General features: G+C 49.6%; 15 protein-coding genes (1 of these 15 running past the window's edge). 6 read left to right on the top strand and 9 right to left on the bottom strand.

Annotation, left to right across the window (positions count from 1 at the left end):
* From tyrS to LQ777_RS08305, 3 genes are all read right to left on the bottom strand, one after another.
* A protein-coding gene (gene tyrS, locus LQ777_RS08315) for a tyrosine--tRNA ligase (protein WP_232562057.1) crosses the window boundary here: on the bottom strand, positions 1-719 show its 5' portion. The gene continues 568 nt to the left of window position 1, outside the view; 719 of the gene's 1,287 nt are visible here — the first part of the coding sequence; it begins with the start codon at positions 717-719; its stop codon lies off the left edge, out of view.
* A gap of 85 nt (positions 720-804) precedes the next feature.
* Positions 805-2,034, bottom strand: coding sequence for an S-adenosylmethionine:tRNA ribosyltransferase-isomerase (locus tag LQ777_RS08310; protein ID WP_232562056.1), 1,230 nt, complete (start codon positions 2,032-2,034; stop codon positions 805-807).
* On the bottom strand, positions 2,027-2,536 hold the full coding sequence (locus LQ777_RS08305; RefSeq protein WP_232562055.1) for a hypothetical protein: 510 nt from the start codon (positions 2,534-2,536) through the stop codon (positions 2,027-2,029). The genes LQ777_RS08310 and LQ777_RS08305 overlap by 8 nt, the downstream gene beginning before the upstream one ends.
* A 191-nt stretch (positions 2,537-2,727) precedes the next feature.
* Here LQ777_RS08305 and LQ777_RS08300 point away from each other — a divergent pair, with 191 nt between their 5' ends.
* Together LQ777_RS08300 and LQ777_RS08295 are read left to right on the top strand one after the other, a co-directional pair.
* On the top strand, positions 2,728-3,279 hold the full coding sequence (locus LQ777_RS08300) for a cob(I)yrinic acid a,c-diamide adenosyltransferase (RefSeq protein ID WP_232562054.1): 552 nt from the start codon (positions 2,728-2,730) through the stop codon (positions 3,277-3,279).
* A gap of 147 nt (positions 3,280-3,426) precedes the next feature.
* On the top strand, positions 3,427-4,497 hold the full coding sequence (locus LQ777_RS08295; protein ID WP_232562053.1) for a branched-chain amino acid aminotransferase: 1,071 nt from the start codon (positions 3,427-3,429) through the stop codon (positions 4,495-4,497).
* A 67-nt stretch (positions 4,498-4,564) separates the two neighbouring features.
* Here LQ777_RS08295 and LQ777_RS08290 read toward each other — a convergent pair whose 3' ends face one another.
* On the bottom strand, positions 4,565-5,149 hold the full coding sequence (locus LQ777_RS08290; protein ID WP_232562052.1) for a hypothetical protein: 585 nt from the start codon (positions 5,147-5,149) through the stop codon (positions 4,565-4,567).
* A gap of 207 nt (positions 5,150-5,356) precedes the next feature.
* On the opposite strand from LQ777_RS08290, the gene LQ777_RS08285 reads away from it, so the two are divergent.
* The gene (locus LQ777_RS08285; protein ID WP_232562051.1) at positions 5,357-6,289 is read left to right on the top strand and encodes a sterol desaturase family protein; all 933 of its coding nucleotides are present in this window, start codon (positions 5,357-5,359) and stop codon (positions 6,287-6,289) included.
* A gap of 19 nt (positions 6,290-6,308) precedes the next feature.
* Here the strand turns inward: LQ777_RS08285 and LQ777_RS08280 are convergent, their stop codons facing one another.
* The gene (locus LQ777_RS08280; RefSeq protein ID WP_232562050.1) at positions 6,309-8,072 is read right to left on the bottom strand and encodes an ABC transporter ATP-binding protein; all 1,764 of its coding nucleotides are present in this window, start codon (positions 8,070-8,072) and stop codon (positions 6,309-6,311) included.
* Positions 8,056-9,804 carry an ABC transporter ATP-binding protein gene (locus LQ777_RS08275; protein ID WP_232562049.1) on the bottom strand — a complete coding sequence of 583 codons (1,749 nt, stop codon included), beginning with the start codon at positions 9,802-9,804 and terminating at the stop codon, positions 8,056-8,058. Before LQ777_RS08275 ends, LQ777_RS08280 begins: the two co-directional genes overlap by 17 nt.
* 382 nt (positions 9,805-10,186) lie before the next feature.
* On the opposite strand from LQ777_RS08275, the gene LQ777_RS08270 reads away from it, so the two are divergent.
* Positions 10,187-11,506 carry an MFS transporter gene (locus tag LQ777_RS08270; RefSeq protein WP_232562048.1) on the top strand — a complete coding sequence of 440 codons (1,320 nt, stop codon included), beginning with the start codon at positions 10,187-10,189 and terminating at the stop codon, positions 11,504-11,506.
* A gap of 66 nt (positions 11,507-11,572) precedes the next feature.
* Here LQ777_RS08270 and LQ777_RS08265 read toward each other — a convergent pair whose 3' ends face one another.
* The gene (locus LQ777_RS08265) at positions 11,573-13,534 is read right to left on the bottom strand and encodes an SPFH domain-containing protein (protein WP_232562047.1); all 1,962 of its coding nucleotides are present in this window, start codon (positions 13,532-13,534) and stop codon (positions 11,573-11,575) included.
* 252 nt (positions 13,535-13,786) lie between these two features.
* On the bottom strand, positions 13,787-15,220 hold the full coding sequence (locus LQ777_RS08260) for a BamA/TamA family outer membrane protein (protein ID WP_232562046.1): 1,434 nt from the start codon (positions 15,218-15,220) through the stop codon (positions 13,787-13,789).
* Between the two features lie 117 nt (positions 15,221-15,337).
* On the opposite strand from LQ777_RS08260, the gene LQ777_RS08255 reads away from it, so the two are divergent.
* Both LQ777_RS08255 and LQ777_RS08250 read left to right on the top strand, forming a co-directional pair.
* Positions 15,338-16,714 (top strand): MFS transporter, encoded by a 1,377-nt coding sequence (locus tag LQ777_RS08255; protein WP_232562045.1) that lies wholly within the window; start codon positions 15,338-15,340, stop codon positions 16,712-16,714.
* 80 nt (positions 16,715-16,794) lie between these two features.
* Entirely contained in the window at positions 16,795-17,733 is a 939-nt protein-coding gene (locus tag LQ777_RS08250) for a carbohydrate kinase family protein (RefSeq protein ID WP_232562044.1), read from the top strand.
* A gap of 15 nt (positions 17,734-17,748) precedes the next feature.
* Here LQ777_RS08250 and mtgA read toward each other — a convergent pair whose 3' ends face one another.
* The gene (gene mtgA, locus LQ777_RS08245; protein WP_232562043.1) at positions 17,749-18,585 is read right to left on the bottom strand and encodes a monofunctional biosynthetic peptidoglycan transglycosylase; all 837 of its coding nucleotides are present in this window, start codon (positions 18,583-18,585) and stop codon (positions 17,749-17,751) included.
* Positions 18,586-18,591: the final 6 nt, after the last annotated feature.

The raw sequence follows: 18,591 nt of genomic DNA, 5'->3' as shown, positions 1-18,591 counted from the left end.
CAGATATTTCCACCCGCCGACTTACCAAACTTGGTTCCGTCGGATTTTGTGATCAATGGCGTTGTTAGAGCAAACGCCTGGTATTCTTCCCTGCCTTCTTTGCGCCGGATCAGTTCAGTCCCCGTTGTGATATTACCCCACTGGTCAGACCCTCCCATCTGTAGGCGAACCCCTTTGTTCTTGTATAACCAATAGAAGTCGTATCCCTGCAAAAGCTGGTACGAGAATTCCATAAATGACAGGCCCGTTTCCAGTCGCTTTTTTACAGAATCTTTTGCTACCATATAATTGACTGTTATATGCTGCCCTGCTTCGCGCAAGAAATCAAGGAAGGTGATTCCTTTGAACCAGTCATAATTATTGACCATCTCGGCAGCATTTTCGCCTGAATCAAAACTCAGGAAACGCGTTAGTTGCGCCCGAATGCCTTCCTGATTGTGCCGCAAGGTTTCTTCCGATAAGTAATCTCGCTCCGTGGAACGTCCCGATGGATCACCAATCATGCCCGTAGCGCCCCCTACCAGTGCGAAGGGTTTATGACCGGCGCGCTGTAAATGTACCAGCAACATGATGGTTGCCAAATTACCGATGTGAAGCGATGCAGCGGTCGGATCAAAACCGATGTAGCCCGCTATCATTTCTTTTTGCAGCTGTTCTTCGGTACCGGGTGTCATGTCGTGCAACATGCCCCGCCAACGGAGTTCTTCTATAAAATTCATACGTAGACTGATGAAATAGCAAATAGGTAAGTGAGTGCGCGATCTATTCGTACCGGCACTCTCGAAAGGTCGCAAAGTTAGTAGTTTACGGCAGAAGCAGCGACGAGTCACCGTAACTCAAAAAACGATAATCGTTTCCGAGCGCTTCTTCGTAGACACGTTTCCAATCCTCGCCGATCAAGGCCGCAATCAATAAAATCAGCGTTGAGCCAGGTTGATGGAAATTCGTAATAATCCCTTTGCAGAGTTTAAACCGATAACCAGGCGTTATATAAATGCCCGTGTGCGCTACAATCGACTCTTGCTCTGCATCGACTAAATGGCGCAGAAGGGCCTGAATAGCTTGCTCAGCCGGCGGTTGCTCGTCAAGGGTCAATTGGTAAGCGTAGTGCTGATCAAGTCGAAGCGGGTCCGGGTCATTGCGCAGTAGCTTTACACCCATCCAATACAAACTTTCCAGCGCTCGCATTGACGTTGTTCCCACGGCAATAATCGTATCGAGATGATCCAGCAAATTGCGTAGGTTAGCTCCCGTATAAACGACTTGTTCGGTATGCATGTGATGCTCCCGGACGTTCTCCGTTTTGATAGGCTGAAAAGTTCCGGCTCCAACGTGCAGCGTCAGGTAATCATGTTCGAAGCCACGCTGAGCCAGCTCGTTGAATACAGCGGGCGTAAAATGCAATCCGGCGGTAGGTGCAGCTACGGCTCCCTCCTGCTTTGAATAGACGGTTTGGTACGTTTCCCGGTCGGCGGCAGTCGCGTTGCGCTTGAGATAGGGGGGCAAGGGTATTTCGCCCGCGTATTGAATGATCTGCGCAAAGGTGTTTTCTGCCGGTTGCCATTGCAGTCGAACCGCCGATTGTTCATAATCGTACCAGCTTGCGGTAAGTAACACATCACCCGTTGGTGTCGAAAGCGTTGTTTCGAGCGTTTCCGTAGACTTCCAACGTTTTCGATTGCCAATCATTCCCTGCCAGACCGCTTCGCCCGTTGCTTCCATAGCCACACTGATTGGTTGCAGCCCCGCATCCTGCTCTTTGGCAAACGGATTCAGCAGGAAAAGCTCGATAACAGCTCCCGTCGTTTTCGTAAAGTGCAGCCGCGCCGGAATGACTTTCGTATTATTAAAGACTAAAAAGCTGTTTTTGGGAAGCCAACTGGGCAAATTACCAAAATGCTCGTGATGGATCTGTCCTCCGCGATAGACGAGTAACTTCGAAGCGTCACGCTGAGGCAGCGGGAAACGGGCAATGCGTTCGTCGGGCAAGTCGTATTGAAATTGCCTCAGCGATAATTCGTTTGTCTCAGTCATCGGCGCTAGGTTTCATAAATAACCGAGCAGGCAACGCTACCAGCACAACAATCAGAATAGCCGTGATGAGCGGTAATAACCAAGCGTAATCAATGGCTTGCATACTCCGATCGGAACGGTTGAGCAGTGACAAAACGATCAACCCTAATGCAGCAACCGTGTTGATAGCTGCCATCAAGGCATTAAACCAATTGGTAAAAACTTCGTTTAGTTGGGAACGATGTGAAGACCAGACCGCCAGATTTGGAATCGGAAGGTTGGCGGTAGGAACGCGAAGAAATAAGCGCGACACAAGTTTGATCAGCGTATTGTTGATCAGAAAAATAGCGACGGCGACGTAAAAAATAACTTCACGATCGATGGTCTGGATGGGTTGACCAAGTTCATTGAAGCGAACGGCAACATCACCTGGATACGAGATATAACTATTGAATAGTGCGAACAAAAAACCGAGAACGGACAAAATACGCCACGTTCGAACGAAAAAAGTACCTGTTTTCATTGAATTGACCGGATCGCCGGTGCGATGAACAAGCGAGAATGCGTACTACCAAAACGGCAACCGTTACTCTCAACTCAATCTAACAATTTAGTTTTAATGCTGACTACTGAAATCAGGGTACAAAGGTACGGCCCGAATGGTGTAATTCCGTTAGCTTAGCCGTTTGATACCCATTTTGGTTTAGAAATAGTATGAAGATTTATACAAGAGCAGGCGATACAGGCCAGACCGCTCTAATTGGGGGGCGTCGAGTCAGCAAAGCCGACTTGCGCATCGATGCATACGGTACCGTCGATGAATTAAACGCCTGGATCGGTTTAGTACGCGATCAGCCAATAAATTCGCAACGAAAAGAGTTTTTGAAAGAAATTCAGGACCGGTTGTTTACCATTGGCGCTGAACTCGCTACGGATCCGGAGAAAGCGCCCAAACGCCCGGTTCCGTCTATTGTAGCAAACGACGTTTTCTTATTGGAACAGGCGATGGATACGATGGATATTGATCTACCGGAACTTCGATCGTTCGTTTTGCCCGGTGGTCACGAGTCCGTATCCTTTTGCCACCTGGCTCGTACCGTTTGCCGCCGGGCCGAACGAATGGTGATTAGGCTAAACGAAGAGTTTTTGATAGATAATTTGGTAATACAATACCTAAACCGCTTGTCTGATTACCTGTTTGTGCTTTGCCGCAAAATGTCTTATGAACTGGATGTAGAAGAGGTCAGCTGGAAGCCCAGAACGTAGCCATCGAGCCCTACTTGGCACACGAAAAAATGCAGATCCTAACCACGAAAAAAAAGTTGTTTTGACAACTAAATTTACTCAATCTAATTATTTAGCTTTGCCTCAGGTGGGTAATAAACACCTGACTCGTTAACTAATAGCCTGATTATGACGACGGACGTCTTGCAAATTGAATTGCGGAAAGCGGAGCGCTCCCGGATTCAGGAGGTAGATTTTAACCATCTGCCTTTCGGAAAACATTTCTCGGATCACATGTTCGTGGCCGACTTTATTGACGGTCAGTGGCAGAATCAAATGATCGTGCCGTTTGACAACTTTACGCTAAGTCCGGCTCTATCGTCACTTCATTACGGTCAGTCTATTTTTGAAGGCATGAAAGCATTCAAAAGTGAATCGGGTGAGGTAATGATGTTCCGTCCTTACAAGAACTTTGAACGCATGAACGAGTCGGCCAAGCGGATGTGCATGGCCACCCTGCCCGAAGAGGTTTTTATGGGCGGTCTGGAAGCGCTGCTGCGCGTGGACGCCGACTGGGTTCCAACCGCCCCTGACAGTTCGCTGTACATCCGGCCTTATATGTTTGCGACCGATACATATCTGGGTGTGGCTCCGTCAAAAACGTACCGTTTCTGCATTTTTACCTGCCCGGTTGGCGCTTATTATTCAAACCCACCAAAGCTAAAAGTTGAAACGGAGTACATCCGCTCGGCTCCAGGTGGCGTGGGCTACGCAAAATGCGCAGGAAACTATGCCGGTTCGATGTATCCAACGTTGCTGGCTCAACAACAAGGTTACGATCAGTTGATCTGGACGGACGCGCGCGAGCACAAATACATCGAGGAATCAGGCACGATGAACATCATGTTCATGATCGACGGAAAACTGGTGACTCCCGCAACCTCGGATTCAATTTTGCAAGGTGTTACCCGCGATTCGATTCTACAGATTGCCCGCAGTTGGGGGATCACGGTTGAAGAACGGCTTGTATCCATCGAAGAAGTGATTAGCGGGATCGAATCCGGGCGGTTGACCGAAGCGTTCGGTGCTGGAACAGCGGTTGGTTCGTCGCCTTACTCACTGATCGGCTACAATGGCAAAGACCATATGCTGCCCGAATTTGCACCCGAAGAATCATTCGCCGTTCGCGTTAGAAATTACCTGGCCGATCTGCGCACCGGCAAGGTTGACGATACATTTGGCTGGATGCATACCGTCTAGCACCAAAGCCTTTTAAACGCTAAGAGCCCCGACCAACTGGCCGGGGCTCTTAGCGTTTATTACCTATTTACTTCGTCGAAGCGGTGATCGCGCCTTCATCCTGCGCAATCCTGATTTTCAAACCAAAGTCTTTACCTTTCGATACGTCTTTCAATGTAATCGTTTCGCCTTTAGGCCCTGTCCAGACCGATGATCCATTGACAGCTTTAGCCGTACCATACCGAGCGGTAAAATAAGGTTCGAGTTCTTTTTTATACCCATCAACCGACTGCTGGTTATTTAGAAACAAATCAACGTTGATCGCCGATACGTTCTGATTTTTCTGGTAATACAGCATATCAGCCGATTCCAGATTTTTGAATTCGACTGTGTAACCGATGTGGTTCTCATCACTTTCAAAGGGTTCTCCTTTTTCGGTACTTTTTACGTTGCTGAACGCATCACCGAGGTTGATACCCCGCCAGTGGCTATCCGAAGTAAGACCAAGATCGGCCAGTCGGCCCGTAACCGATACATCAGCCGCTGGTTCAGCCGATGAAGCGGTAGCGGTAGTCGAATTAGTGCCTTGTTCGTCGGTTGTTTTTCGGGCGTTGCAAGCTTGGAAACACAAGCCCATTACAAGGGCAGCTACAATAAGGAAAGATCTATTCATGCTTGAGCGATTAATCGGACAAAGTTAGTCGATTAGTAAAGCGGTCAGTACTGTCGAGCTAGTACCGTTTGCTCTTTAAATAGCCATCAATAGAATTTTTAAATCTTTATTTTAAACTTTTCTAAGCTTAAACCCCGATTAATGAACGTAAACATATAGATTAGGTTGCTAATAGAGTTATTGTATTGATCACAAACAGTTTTCGTTATGCCATTTTCTTTGTTTGGTGCCGATAAAATTTCTTTGGAAAGCATTAATAGTGTCGAGAAAAGTATTCCCAACATTATCTTATGGGCAGTGCCGGTAATGCTATTTTTCACAGTCATAGAAATGGTCGTTGCTTATTATCAAGAGCACGATTTTTACGATAAAAAAGAAACAATCGGTTCTGTTTTGGTCGGCCTCGGTAATCTGGTAGTATCCGCTGCGATTAAATTAGCCCTGCTGTACTTGTGCGTCTGGATCTACAATGCACTACCCTGGCGTATGGAGTTTCAGTGGTGGACGCTGATTCCCTGTTATATCATCTACGATTTCTTTAGCTACTGGGCGCACCGGGTTTCGCACGAGCAACGCTTCTGGTGGGCAACACACGTAGTTCACCACTCCGGCGAGCATTATAACCTGACTGTTTCGTACCGACTTAGCTGGATTCAACACATAAAGATTATTTTCTTTCTGCCCGTAGCGTTCATGGGCTTCCACCCGATTATTTTCTTTGTTACCAATCAGATTGCGGTTTTATTCCAGTTCTGGGTTCACACCGAATACATTCGTCGGATGCCATCCTGGGTTGAGTACATTTTTGCAACTCCTTCTAATCACCGGGTTCATCATGGCTCGCAGGAACAGTACATCGACAAAAACTACGGTGCGACCTTTATTTTCTGGGACCGGATGTTCGGCACTTTCGAACCAGAAGTAGAGCCTGTTATTTACGGTATCACCACCAACATTCCCAACAAAGCGAATCCTTTGTTTATCAACTTCCACGAAGTAGCGGATATGATCAACGATGTCAAACAGGCACGTGGATTCCGCAAGAAGATGTTCTACATGTTTGGTAGTCCAGTAGCCATTGCGGAAGAGAAAAAGCGTCTTGAAGTAAAGGAAACCGCTGAGGAACAAGTAACGGTCTAACGGTTTAGCGCCGGTTCGTTTAGCTCACCTGTTTACCGTGAAGAAGCATGGTAACAGCGTCGTTAAGCGAACCGGCTTTTGTAACCTGCCCCGCATTGATAAAATAGATATCGTCGGCCCGCTCGATGGTATTCAGGCGGTGGGCGATAATGATAAGCGTTGTTTTTGCGGGCAGATTCTGTAGAATTTCATCCAGCAATTTTTCAGTAACCGTGTCGATATTCGCGGTAGCTTCGTCAAGAATCAACAGATCTGGATTGCGTAACACGGCACGCATGAAAGCAATTAGCTGCTTTTGCCCTAGACTGATCGCGTCACCACTTGTCTGGACGGTCGTGTCTAGCCCCTCATCAAATCGCTTCAGCAATTCCTGCAAATTAGCCGCGTGAATAACATCAGTTAGTTGCTCGTTGGTATACTGCTGATATTGCGAGTTACCGTATAGGATGTTGTCGCGGACGGTACCGGTAAACAAGAAAGGCTCCTGGAGAATAAACCCGATTTTTTGTGCTCGCTCTGCTGGACTGTACGCCCGAATATCTTTTCCGCCAAGTAGTATAATACCACTGGTTGGGTCGTACAAGCGGGCCATCAACGAAGCGGTGGTTGTTTTACCACCCCCGGTAGGGCCAACCAGAGCGTACGTTTTGCCCTTCTCCAGCTCAAAGTTTATATCATGCAGTACTTCCCGGCCAGTTGGATAAGCAAACGACACGTGCCTGAACGATAGCAACGCGCTATCCGGTGTTGCCAATGGTTGTTCAATGGTTGTCAGATTCGTTTGTAACGCCAACAGATGAGAAATTCGATCCCATCCGGCCAGCGCCACCTGAAAGCTCGTCCATAACGTTGCCAGTTGTCGCAAGGGATTATAGAAGTTGGTCACATAGCTGAGAAAACTAATCAGCAGGCCGACGGTAAAACGATCCGTTGCGATCAAATAAATACCGAACGAAAGAACGATCAACTGCCCCAGTTGAGCCGAGAGTCCGTAAATCGGCAGATAAACGTTGTTGGCCAGACCAGCGCCGATAGCCGTTTTGTAATTCTGCTGGTTGGCTTTCTCGAACCGTTTCCGGAAATAGTCGCGTCGGTTGAACGCAATAATGACTTTGAAATTATTCAGGCTTTCCTGAATCTCGGCGCTCATATCACCTACGCTTTTCAGATTAAGCGCATTTTTACGCTTCACCCAGGCTGAGGTAGCCTGGGTAAAAAACCAAAGCAGCAAAGCGGGCGATAAAGCGGCAGCACCGAGCGGCAGGTTGATAAACAGCAAAAAGAGTCCCGCACCCGTCATCATAAAGATGCTGCTAATAAACTGCATCAGCGCCTGCGAGAAAAACAAGTTTAGTTTATCGGTGTCGTTGTTGACTCTCGAAATAAGATCGCCCGCTTTGTTTTGATTGAAAAAAGCGACGGGTAACTCCTGTAGTTTATTGAAGACCGCATTGCGAAGTTTGAACAAGGTTCGCTGGCCCACCCCACCCATCAACCGTGTCTGCGTGTACCCGGTCGCGAAGGCAATCAGGTAGATTACCAGCAAAATACCGGCATTCCTCAACACGCCATCGAATTGCTTGTGCTGGATGTATTGATCGATGGTTCGTCCAATAAGGATAGGACCAAGCAGCAGCAATGCCGAATTAATGAGAATAGCCGCAAAGGCAAAAGCCAGCGTTCGGTGCTCATCATTGATCAGCGCCAGCAGTTTTCGAAGTGCTTTGTAGGTAGCGTTTTTCTCTTCTTTTTGCCCGACAAACTGGTTAAGATCGTAATTCATACTGGCTCGTACTGCGTTGCGACTGGTAAATTTGAACGTACTCGGGACTACTGTTCATCAATTCGGGGTGCGTGCCTCTGGCAACGATCTCGCCCTCCATGAGTAAAATGATTTGCTCATACTGTTCGGCAGACGTAATCTTCTGGGTGACCGATACCAGCGTTAGATCCGGATAATTGCGTTGGATATTCTGCACGATTTTCTGTTCCGTATTCGCATCAACCCGAGCCGTAAAGTCGTCCAGCAGCAGTACTTTAGGATTGAGTGCTAGTGCGCGGGCCAGCATGATCCGCTGTTTCTGACCACCCGACAGGGTGCTTCCCCGTTCCGATACAACGGTCTGTAATGCTTCGGGCAGCGAGTCGATGAAGCCGCGTAGCTCCGCCGTGTCGATTGCTTTTTGTACCGACTCATCGGTTACGCTATCACTAAAAGCAATATTTTCCCGAAGGCTCATGTTAAAGATGATACTATCCTGAAACACGAACCCAACCTGCCGATGAAACGCGTCTTCGCTGTACTGATCAATGGATAACTCGTCGTACGCAACGCTTCCTTCCTGGGAGTCGATCAGTCCGGTCAGGAGATACAGCAATTGGCTTTTTCCAGCCGCTGTGGGTCCTACAATAGCGGTTCGGCTCCCTGCCTTCACCGAAAAAGACACATCCTTAAGCGCCAGTTTCCCATCGTAATAAACGGATACGTTTCGAACGGTAATCGTGCCCTGTAAAGGCAGATCGATGGTTCCGGTCTTAGCCGTTTCGGGTGCCTGCAATACCTGGCTGACCCGCTCATACGAGGCCGACGCCTGGGCAATGACGTTACTCATAAAACCAATGACAATGATTGGGAAAATAAGCAGGGCCAGGTAGCCATTGAAAGCAGCAAAATCGCCGAGCGTCATGCTCCCGGTAATAACAAAGTGCCCACCCATGACCAAAATGCTCAAAGCCGCCATATTGGCCGTGAACGAAATAATCGGTATCAGCGCGGCAAAGAGCCGCAGAATAGCCAACCCAATATCTTTCGCATCGGTATTAGCCGCCAGAAACTTTTCGTATTCAAGCTGCTGGGCATTGAGTACCCGAATCAGGGCTGCGCCGAGAATGCTTTCATTGATAACCTTATTCAGCCAATCCACTACCCCTCGACTTCGCACGAACAGCGTTCTGACTTTGCTCATCAGAATGTAGAACGTGACGCCCACGATGGGGATAATGGCCATGACAGTAAGCCCCAGCTTCCAGTTTATATTGACCAGCAGTATACTAGCCCCGACAATAATGCACAGCGACGACACGATGGATACCACTGCTTGCGAAACAAACGTTTTGACAGAATCAACGTCAGATGTCAGATTTGTCAGCAACCGCGACGGGTTAGTCTCCTGAATGTAGGCAAACCGTTGGCGCGATAATTTATCGGCCAGTTGCGTCCGCAAGTCTCTGGCTACCTGTTCAGAAGCGTAGGTCTGGACGATACTTTGCAGGTAGGTAAAAACGAAAATAAACAGAGCCGCCAGCAGAAACTGAATCACTGTTCTTTTCAACACGAAATGTCCGGCGGCATAGTCATCGATTCCGTGCGAAATGATCATGGGCAGAAGCAGATTGATGCCGTTACTGATCAAGGCAAACAGAATCAGTAAAATGACCATTCGGGAGTAGGGCCTGAGCAGCCCAAGCAACGAGGCCTTGGGAGCAGACGCCTGCCGTGGTCTAGTTTTGTCCATAACAGTTACTACTATCCAGCTAAAAACGGGGCTGTGAATGAGAAGCTAAAGGTAATGAGTAACCTGTCTACTTATTCGTTTTGGCTGATTAAGTTGGCTGGATCAGCTAACTTCCAAGCCTCTTTTAATACCTCTTAAGACAGTTTGAGCCGTTGAAAGGATACTCGGATACCACGCTGACAGTGAGCAGAAACATACTTCTACCTGGGTGTACTGGATTTTATTTTTGCCGTGGCGAACAAACAAGAAATCTAGAAAGCAAAAGTAGGATCGTACCTGCGCTCGCTTTGTATACCATTAATACAAGAGTATGTTGACTCTATACTTCATTTAATTTAGCCACGATAATCGTCTTCATCACTCCATCCACTCAATACACCTAATGGAAAATAAGCCCGGAAATTTTCGCTGGACAGTAGTAACGCTACTGTTTTTTGCTACCACAATCAACTACCTCGACCGGCAGGTGATCGGTTTGCTCAAACCTACGCTTGAAAGCGAATTTAGCTGGACCGAAACGGACTACAGTCGAATTGTTATGGCCTTTGCTGCGGCTTATGCCATCGGCCTACTACTTTTCGGGCGGATCATCGACCGGATCGGTACCAAGCTGGGTTACACCATTTCGTTGATAGCCTGGAGTTTAGCCGCTATCGCTCATGCCGTAGCTACCAGCACGTTTGGGTTTGGCGTAGCACGGGCGGCACTTGGTTTAGGTGAATCGGGTAACTTTCCGGCAGCTATTAAAGCCGTAGCGGAATGGTTTCCGAAAAAAGAACGGGCATTTGCTACGGGTATTTTTAACTCCGGCGCTAATATTGGTGCCGTCGTTGCGCCCGTGATGGTTCCGTGGATTTTGGGCGTTTACGGTTGGGAAGAAGCGTTTATTATCACGGGAGCTATCGGGTTTATCTGGTTAGTCTTCTGGCTGATTTACTATGAAGTTCCTGCCCGGCAAAAACGCGTATCGCAGGCAGAACTGGCGTATATCCATAGCGATAACGAAATAGAATCAGAAAATGCCAAACCTGTTCAATGGGCTAAGTTGTTTGGTATTCGGCAAACATGGGCGTTCGTGTTCGGTAAAATGCTCACCGATCCCATCTGGTGGTTTTTCCTGTTCTGGCTTCCCTCCTATTTTTCCACTACGTTCAACCTGGACCTTAAAAAACCAAGCCTACCGCTGGTGATCGTCTACACCGCGACAACGATTGGTAGTATTGGGGGTGGTTATCTTTCATCCTACCTGATTCGGCGTGGATGGACTGTGTTCAAGGCGCGCAAAACGGCCATGTTCTTGTTCGCCGTGGCTGTAGTACCCATCATGGCCGCTCGGTATGCTACCGACATTTGGCAGGCTGTAGCCCTCATTAGCTTGGCGGCAGCCGCTCACCAGGCTTGGAGCGCCAACATTTACACCACCGCATCCGATGTATTTCCTAAAAAAGCGCTTAGCTCCGTAATCGGGATCGGCGGTATGGCAGGGTCCGTCGGCGGCATCTTTTTTCCATTACTCGTCGGCTGGTTGTTGGATACGTATAAAGAAGCGGGTAACCTCAACGGTGGGTATAATTTGATCTTTATCATTTGCGGCAGTGCTTATCTACTCGCCTGGTTGATCATGCACTTCTTTACACCCCGTATGGAAATGGTTAACCTCGATGAGCCTGTAAAGTCGCCCGAGTCGGTGAGCGTTTCGTAAAGGCTTACCTGTTTATCCTTTAAAACCCCGCGTTTGTATCAGACGCGGGGTTTCTGTTTTTATGGCTTATTCGTTTTTACCAGGCTTACTTTCCACGGGTTTCAGGACATCAACGATTTTCGTTGATCGACCACTTTTTCGTTCTTCAATCTGTTCCAGCAGTTTCAAGCCCATCAATCCATTGAGCGAACCATCGGTGCCGCTCCCTCCGTTGATGACAATGTCGGGGATAACCCGGATATTTCCTTTACCAATCTCTTCCGTAATTTTAAAACGGGTAAAGTTCTCCTCGCCCATGGCCTTAACCTGTAATTCGTACGCTTCAGCCGTTGAGCGACCGATGGCCAGAATTTTTTCGGCTTCGGCTGTACCCGTTTTGGCAATCCGTTCGGCTTCTGCGTCGGCGGTGAGTTTGGTCGCTTCAGCATCCGCTGCCGACTGACGACGACGGGCTTCCGCGTTGGCCTCGGCCCGGATTTTGGTCGCTTCGGCTTCCGCACCAACCTGTAGTTTCAGGCTACGCGCTTCCCCTTCCGATTTTTTTACGGCAGCATCGGCAGTACGTTGAGCAATTTCAACGCTTTGCTGCGCTTTGACAACCTCCCGCTGAATATCGGCCAACGCCGTTTCGCGCTCCATACCCTGGCGTTTTTCCTGCGCCATTCGCTGCGTTTCGTACGTTTTTTCTTCTTCCTGCGCAATCTTCCGGTCGGTCAGCGTTTTCATCAAGCTATCGGGCGGTACAATATCACCGATTAGCGTATCAACCGCGTTTACGTTGTAGACTTCCAACACGGCCCGGATGTGTTCGCGGGCGGCCTCCTGCCGTTCCTTCCGCGTGCTCAGGAAAGCGATTACGTCCGAATCCTGGGCCGAGTTTCGGAAATAGTTACCGATTGTCGGTTCCAGCACCTGTGATACGAGGTTGTTCATGCTACCAAAGCGAGCGATCACTTTGGGCGCTTCTGCCGATGGAATATGGATGATCTGTGCTACGTCGAGGTTAAACGGGAAGCCGTCTTTGGAACGTACCGTAATCGTTGAGAGATTGCGGTCGAGATCGTGCGATTCTGTGCGGGCATTGGCCCAGTTCAGCACCAGGTTTGTGGTTGGCACACCCTCTACTTTCATCGTGTAGGTATTAACGGGATACTTACCCGGTCCCAGCGGTTCCATCCAAACACCCCGAAACCCGCGTCGAACGATGTTACCGTGTTTAAAGGATTCGCCCGTCAGGTCCTCGCCATCCTCGCCGATGTACGAAATCACCACACCGACATGACCAATCGGTACTTCGGTCATGGGAATCTCTTCGATTTGAACGGCCCACGGATTTATGTAGTACGATCCGGCCAGCACCACCTGCGGCTGAAGCCCTCGGTTGCCGCCGTTTTTCAGGAATGAATCTACATCCTGGAAGTTGTTGTGTCCTTCGACCGTCTTACCCGCGATCTGGCCCGGTTGCAGGGGTGCGCCGTCAAGTGTAGTAATGATACCGACCATGTTTTCTTTGATAACGGTCATGTCGGCGATGGTAATGGTAAACGCAAAAGTATTGATCCGGTACGTTCCAGGCGTCAGCATTGCCGTTTGCCGCCCTTTCTGACCATTTCCATTGAGAAAACGTTCGGTGTCCTGAAAGTTATCGCAGTCCACCCGTCGGGCCAGAATGTTACCCGTCGGTAGTTCAGCACCGTCGTTCGACAACACCAAGCCGATTTTTCCTTCGGGAACGACCGTAAACGGCTGCATCGTAACACCGTACTGCCAGGGCCATAGCCACCAGTACAGACCCGGTGCCAGCGTTTGCGCCTGATAACCCGCTTCGCCTTTCGTCGCAATGATCCGACCGTCGGGCAAGCCACGATCCTGACCGACTAAAACGTATTTTTTGGTAATCAGACCAATACGGTCTTCGGGAACAATAACCATCCCGAACAAAAAGCGGAGTACCAGTTTGTACAGTACCACCGCCAGGACGAGCAGGATTACCCAGCTCCATGCGGACATGAGCGATAAAAATTCCATAGATGAACGATTGTTAAACGGATTAAGAATGAACGGGTAAGCGGATGAATAAGCTCGTTCCGACTTGTCGAAGAAGCGGTTGACGTTGAACGAGTAAGGAAAATGCGGATGCGTCTACACTGGCGTAGAGAAGGTTAGGTCGAATTGACGCATCAAATGTAGAACGCGAAGCAATCGTAGCGCTCCGGATTTGGATGATTGGTTACCGCAAGACCAAATTGTGCAGGGGAATTGATGAGTGGAGCGGAACGCTCAAAACTCCTGAGCAAGGTTAAAGAAGAAGCCTGCCTTTCCCTGCCGGTTAACTGACCCACTAAATCGCATGACGAAATTGTAATACGTTACGATATCGAGGCTAAGTCCCGTTCCTAACAACAAGCGGTTGGCCAGTTTACTCTGATACTGTTCAGCGACGGTACTACTCACGTAACCGGCATCGCCGAAAGCCGTGATGTAAGCCGCAATCGGAATCGTATTGAACTGGCGAATGTGCAGCCAGTTGAGTTGTTTGACTGTATTGAAAAGCTGATAGCGCAAACTATTACGCCAGATCACGGATCGCTGACCATCGATTACGTACAGCTCATACCCACGTACCATTTCGCTGGAACTTCCTAAGCCGCGTAGATTAAAGTAAGGCTGCCGTGTCGGCCAGGTGGCGCGCCCGCGAATACTGCCAGCCGCGTAGAAACGCCCGCCCAACGGCCAGTAGCGCGTCATGGAGGACGACAGTTCGAGAAACCGGAAATTATCACTAGGCAGTATTCCCGATACACCGATACCAGCGGTAATCACTTTTCCCCGCAGTGGAAACGATACATTGTCCCGCTGATCGTAGCGGTAATTGTAGCTCATCGACAGGTATTGCTGATGAGTACGTCCATCCAGAAAATAATCGGGGTTCAGCTTCGCGATTGTGTCCGCAATTGTAAGGCGGGTATAGCGCGTATCCAGCACGTGATAGTGGTAAAGCCCGCGCCGATGCGTCAGAACCAAGCCCGCGTAAGCCCGCTCACGCAACACCTGTTCATCTTTAATGTATACCCATTTGTCGGCCAACGTTCGATACGGAATTTCTTTGTTGGTCATGTAAGCCAGATCCGCCCGCAGTCCGATCCGCTGCGCCTTGTCGATGTACGGTCGGGAATACGAGACCACCGTGCGCTGTAAGAAACCCCGTTCAATGGCGACCTGAAGCACGTCGTTGTTTCCCGTCACATTTCGATAGCTGAGCCGTCCGCCGTAGATAACCCGTCGCAGATCCCGTCCCCGGTCGTACCACCATTCGTTCAGGTTTCTGTCGGCTATATCAAATACGGGGTAAGCAATCAGATACCACCGCTCTTTCAGGTTAACGGTCAGATCGAGAAGCCCCAGTTGCGTAGAATCGTCCGGAGTTACCTGCACCGTGGAGACATCGACGGTTACAAACAGATTCGTGTTGTTGATGTTTCGCTGATCCCAGGCTACGCGTCCGGCGAGGTCAGCTAGCCGAACGGTATCGCCCGGATGTAATGTCATCTCACGCAAAATAATACGGTCGCGAGTGCGGTAATTTCCGTTGAGAACAACCGAGCGGATCAGGACCGAACGCGACGAATCTGCCGAGGATGCTGCCCACGCTTGAAACGAAAGAAATAAGGCCGTAAGCACCAAAGCAACGGACAGCCGACAATTCGGAATCATGCTTAAAATTACGGCTTTTCAGAAAAATAACACAAATTTTTCTGTGTATCCTGCAACCGTCTATGTATTATTGCTGTATTCTATAAATCTACGGCTACTAATCTATTTAAACGGTACATGCAGACTGAAAAAACGCAGAAATCGAGCGTTGGGACTAAGCCAAATCTGAGCTTCTGGCAAATCTGGAACATGAGTTTTGGTTTCTTCGGAATCCAATATGGCTTTGGCCTTCAACAGGCCAACATGAGTCCCATCTTTCGATATCTGAACGCCGACGAAGCTAACATTCCCATTCTATGGCTGGCGGGGCCGGTAACAGGTCTGATTGTTCAACCCATCATTGGCTCCATAAGTGACCGAACGTGGTCGCCCCGCTGGGGCCGCCGAAAACCTTTTTTCCTCATCGGAGCGATTGTGACCAGCCTGGCGCTTTTTCTTATGCCCAACTCGTCGGCGCTCTGGATGGCGGCAAGCCTGATGTGGATTCTCGATACAGGACTCAACATTACGCAGGAACCGTTCCGGGCTTTTATCGGTGACAAGCTCAACGACAAGCAACGCGGGTTAGGTTTTGCCATGCAAAGCTTCTTCGTTGGCTTCGGTCAAACGCTGGCCAACCTGATGCCAACTATTTTTCGCCTGCTCGGCATTACCTCAGCAGCGGCTGTCGCAACGGGCGTTATTCCGAATAGCATTAAATACCCGTTTTATATCGGTGGTGCCGCCGTGATTCTGGCTGTTATCTGGACGATCTACACAACGGACGAGTATCCCCCCGACGACATGGCCGAGTTTGAGCGCATGAAGCATGAGGGTAGCGGCATTAGCGGGGCTTTCAACGAGATTTTTGCCGCCCTGAAAGAAATGCCCGTTACCATGCGACAACTCTGGTGGGTTAAATTCTTTACCTGGTTTGCCCTTCCGCTGATGTGGCAGTTTCTCACGTTGGCCGTAGCGCGTCATGCGTTCAATGCCCCTACCGCCCAATCACCCGGCTTTCAAGAAGGTACCGAGTGGGGAAACCTGTGTTTTGCCATGTTTAACGTAGGGTGCTTCAGTATTTCGTTTTTTCTGCCTGCCATCGCTAATGTAGTGGGTCGGCGAGCTACCCATGCCTTATTTCTGACCATCGGCGGTTTCGGTTTTCTGTCGATGTTACTTTCGAACGATAAATACGTTTTTTTGATCGGTATGACGCTCGTTGGTTTCGCCTGGGGCTCTATTCTGTCGATGCCGTATGTATTGTTGTCAAGTTCGGTTCCCGCCGAGCGGATGGGCGTGTACATGGGTATCTTTAACGGCTTTATTGTCGTACCGCAAATCATTAACAACCTGACGATTCAGTTTATTTACCCTTACCTCAACAACGACCCTCGTAATGCACTGGCCTTGGCGGGCGTGTGTTTGTTATTGGCAGCCGGTTCCTGTTTTCTGGTTAAAGAAACAAGACGCAGCGAAGAAGCCGCTTTCCCGGTCAATCCAGGCGGTAATTAATTACGAATCTGTTTTACATTTGCCATTCCGATCAGCCAAGCGCCAAAAGCAGCAAAACGGCTGATCGGAATACCTTTTTTATGACGACATCTTCCCGCCCTTACACCCTCATCGCCGTTGGCGAACTGCTTGCTGACTTTATTGGACATCATGTTTCATCCAGTCTGCTCGATGCACTGGACTTCCGGCGGTATCAGGGTGGTAGCCCGGCCAATATGGCGGCAAACATGGCTCGAATGGGTAACAAAACAGCGCTTGTTGCCTGCGTTGGCGATGACAACATTGGCCGGTACCTTACGCGAGAGACTGCCGAAGTAGGTGTTGACACGCAATTTGTCACAAAGCATGCGCAGGAGCCAACGAGTATTGTACTGGTTTCACGAACGGCGGGTACACCCGACTTTGTTGCCTACCGCCACGCCGATTGCCAGATTCAAACGGATCAGCTACCGGACTCGCTTCTGGCCCAGACAACGTTGTTTCACACCACCTGTTTTGCGTTGAGCCGCCAGCCCGCGCAGGATGCCATTTGCGATGCGGCCAAGCGCGCGCAAGCTGCCGGTTGTCAGGTTACGATCGATGCCAATTACGCGCCAACGATCTGGCCCGACCGTGAACAAGCGTGGCGGGTACTGGCCGACTACTGTTCGGCGGGTGCTCTGGTGAAGCTCAGCGAAGACGATGCCGAACGACTGTACGGAGAAAAGCAATCGACCGAACGCATTCTGAGCGATTTTCACAAAATGGGCGCAAAAATCATTTGCTTTACCCTGGGCGCTAACGGCAGTATCGTGTCGTATGATGGTGGTGCTCAGCAGGCTGTAATACCAGGCAAAAAAGTAGATGTGGTCGACGTTACGGGTGCCGGGGATGCCTACTGGGCTGGTTTCCTGACCGCTTTCGTGGACGGCCATACGCCCGAGCAATGCGCCCGCTCGGGTGCGACACTCGCGCAAATGAAGCTAAGTCGGCAGGGACCCCTACCATTCCAGGTTGATCGCAAATCACTCTACCGGTAAAGTGATTTGCTTAACTTACAAATTTCTGATGTATTTCTGACCGCCCAGGTAACGCATCTGACGGGTGATCTGTCGCGTTCGCCGTTGAATATAGCTCGACGGATTTTTAATGGAAAACTGACGCGGATTGGGCAGTACGGCGGCAATGCGGGCGGCTTCATTCCGTGAAAGCGTAGCGGCTGAGTGACCGTAAAACCGCTCGGAGGCCGCTTCGACACCAAACGTCATCGGACCCGTTTCTGCCACGTTCAGATACACTTCCAGAATGCGTTTTTTGCCCCAGATCAACTCAATAACAGCCGTGAAATAAACCTCTAACCCTTTTCGAATGTAGCTGCGGCCATTCCACAAAAACACGTTTTTGGCAACCTGCTGCGAGATCGTGCTGGCTCCGCGCGGGCGTTCACGGGTTTTGTTTTCTTTGATGGCATCCTGAATCTCGTCGAAATCAAAACCCCAGTGGATTGGAAAGGCCTGGTCTTCGGAAGCAACGACCGCCAGAGCAGCTTCCTTGCTGATCTCATCGTACGACCGCCACTTCTTGTAAACATGGCTACTCTCGTCCGTTCCAATGGTGTCTATCCATCGTGATACCACTAACGGTGTTACCCATACGGGCACATACTTGAGAACAACCACGTATCCCAGCGAACCAAAAAATAACCACAGAAACGCTTTAATGCTGAACCAGTAGATGCGTTCCAGCAAAGGGCGCTCACGAATGAAATGACGCGCCTGTTGCCAACGCCCACCCTTCTGCAAGCGTTGCGCGGAAGAATGCCCAACTTTAGGGCGGGGTTGCGGAGAAGGCGAAGTCCTGAATGTGTTGGCAGGGCGCTGCGAAGGGTCCATAAAAGC

This window comes from Spirosoma oryzicola (assembly GCF_021233055.1).
Taxonomy (GTDB): Bacteria; Bacteroidota; Bacteroidia; order Cytophagales; family Spirosomataceae; genus Spirosoma; species Spirosoma oryzicola.
The sequence above is the reverse complement of the archived record's forward strand: the minus strand, read 5'-3'. Positions and strand labels throughout refer to the sequence as shown.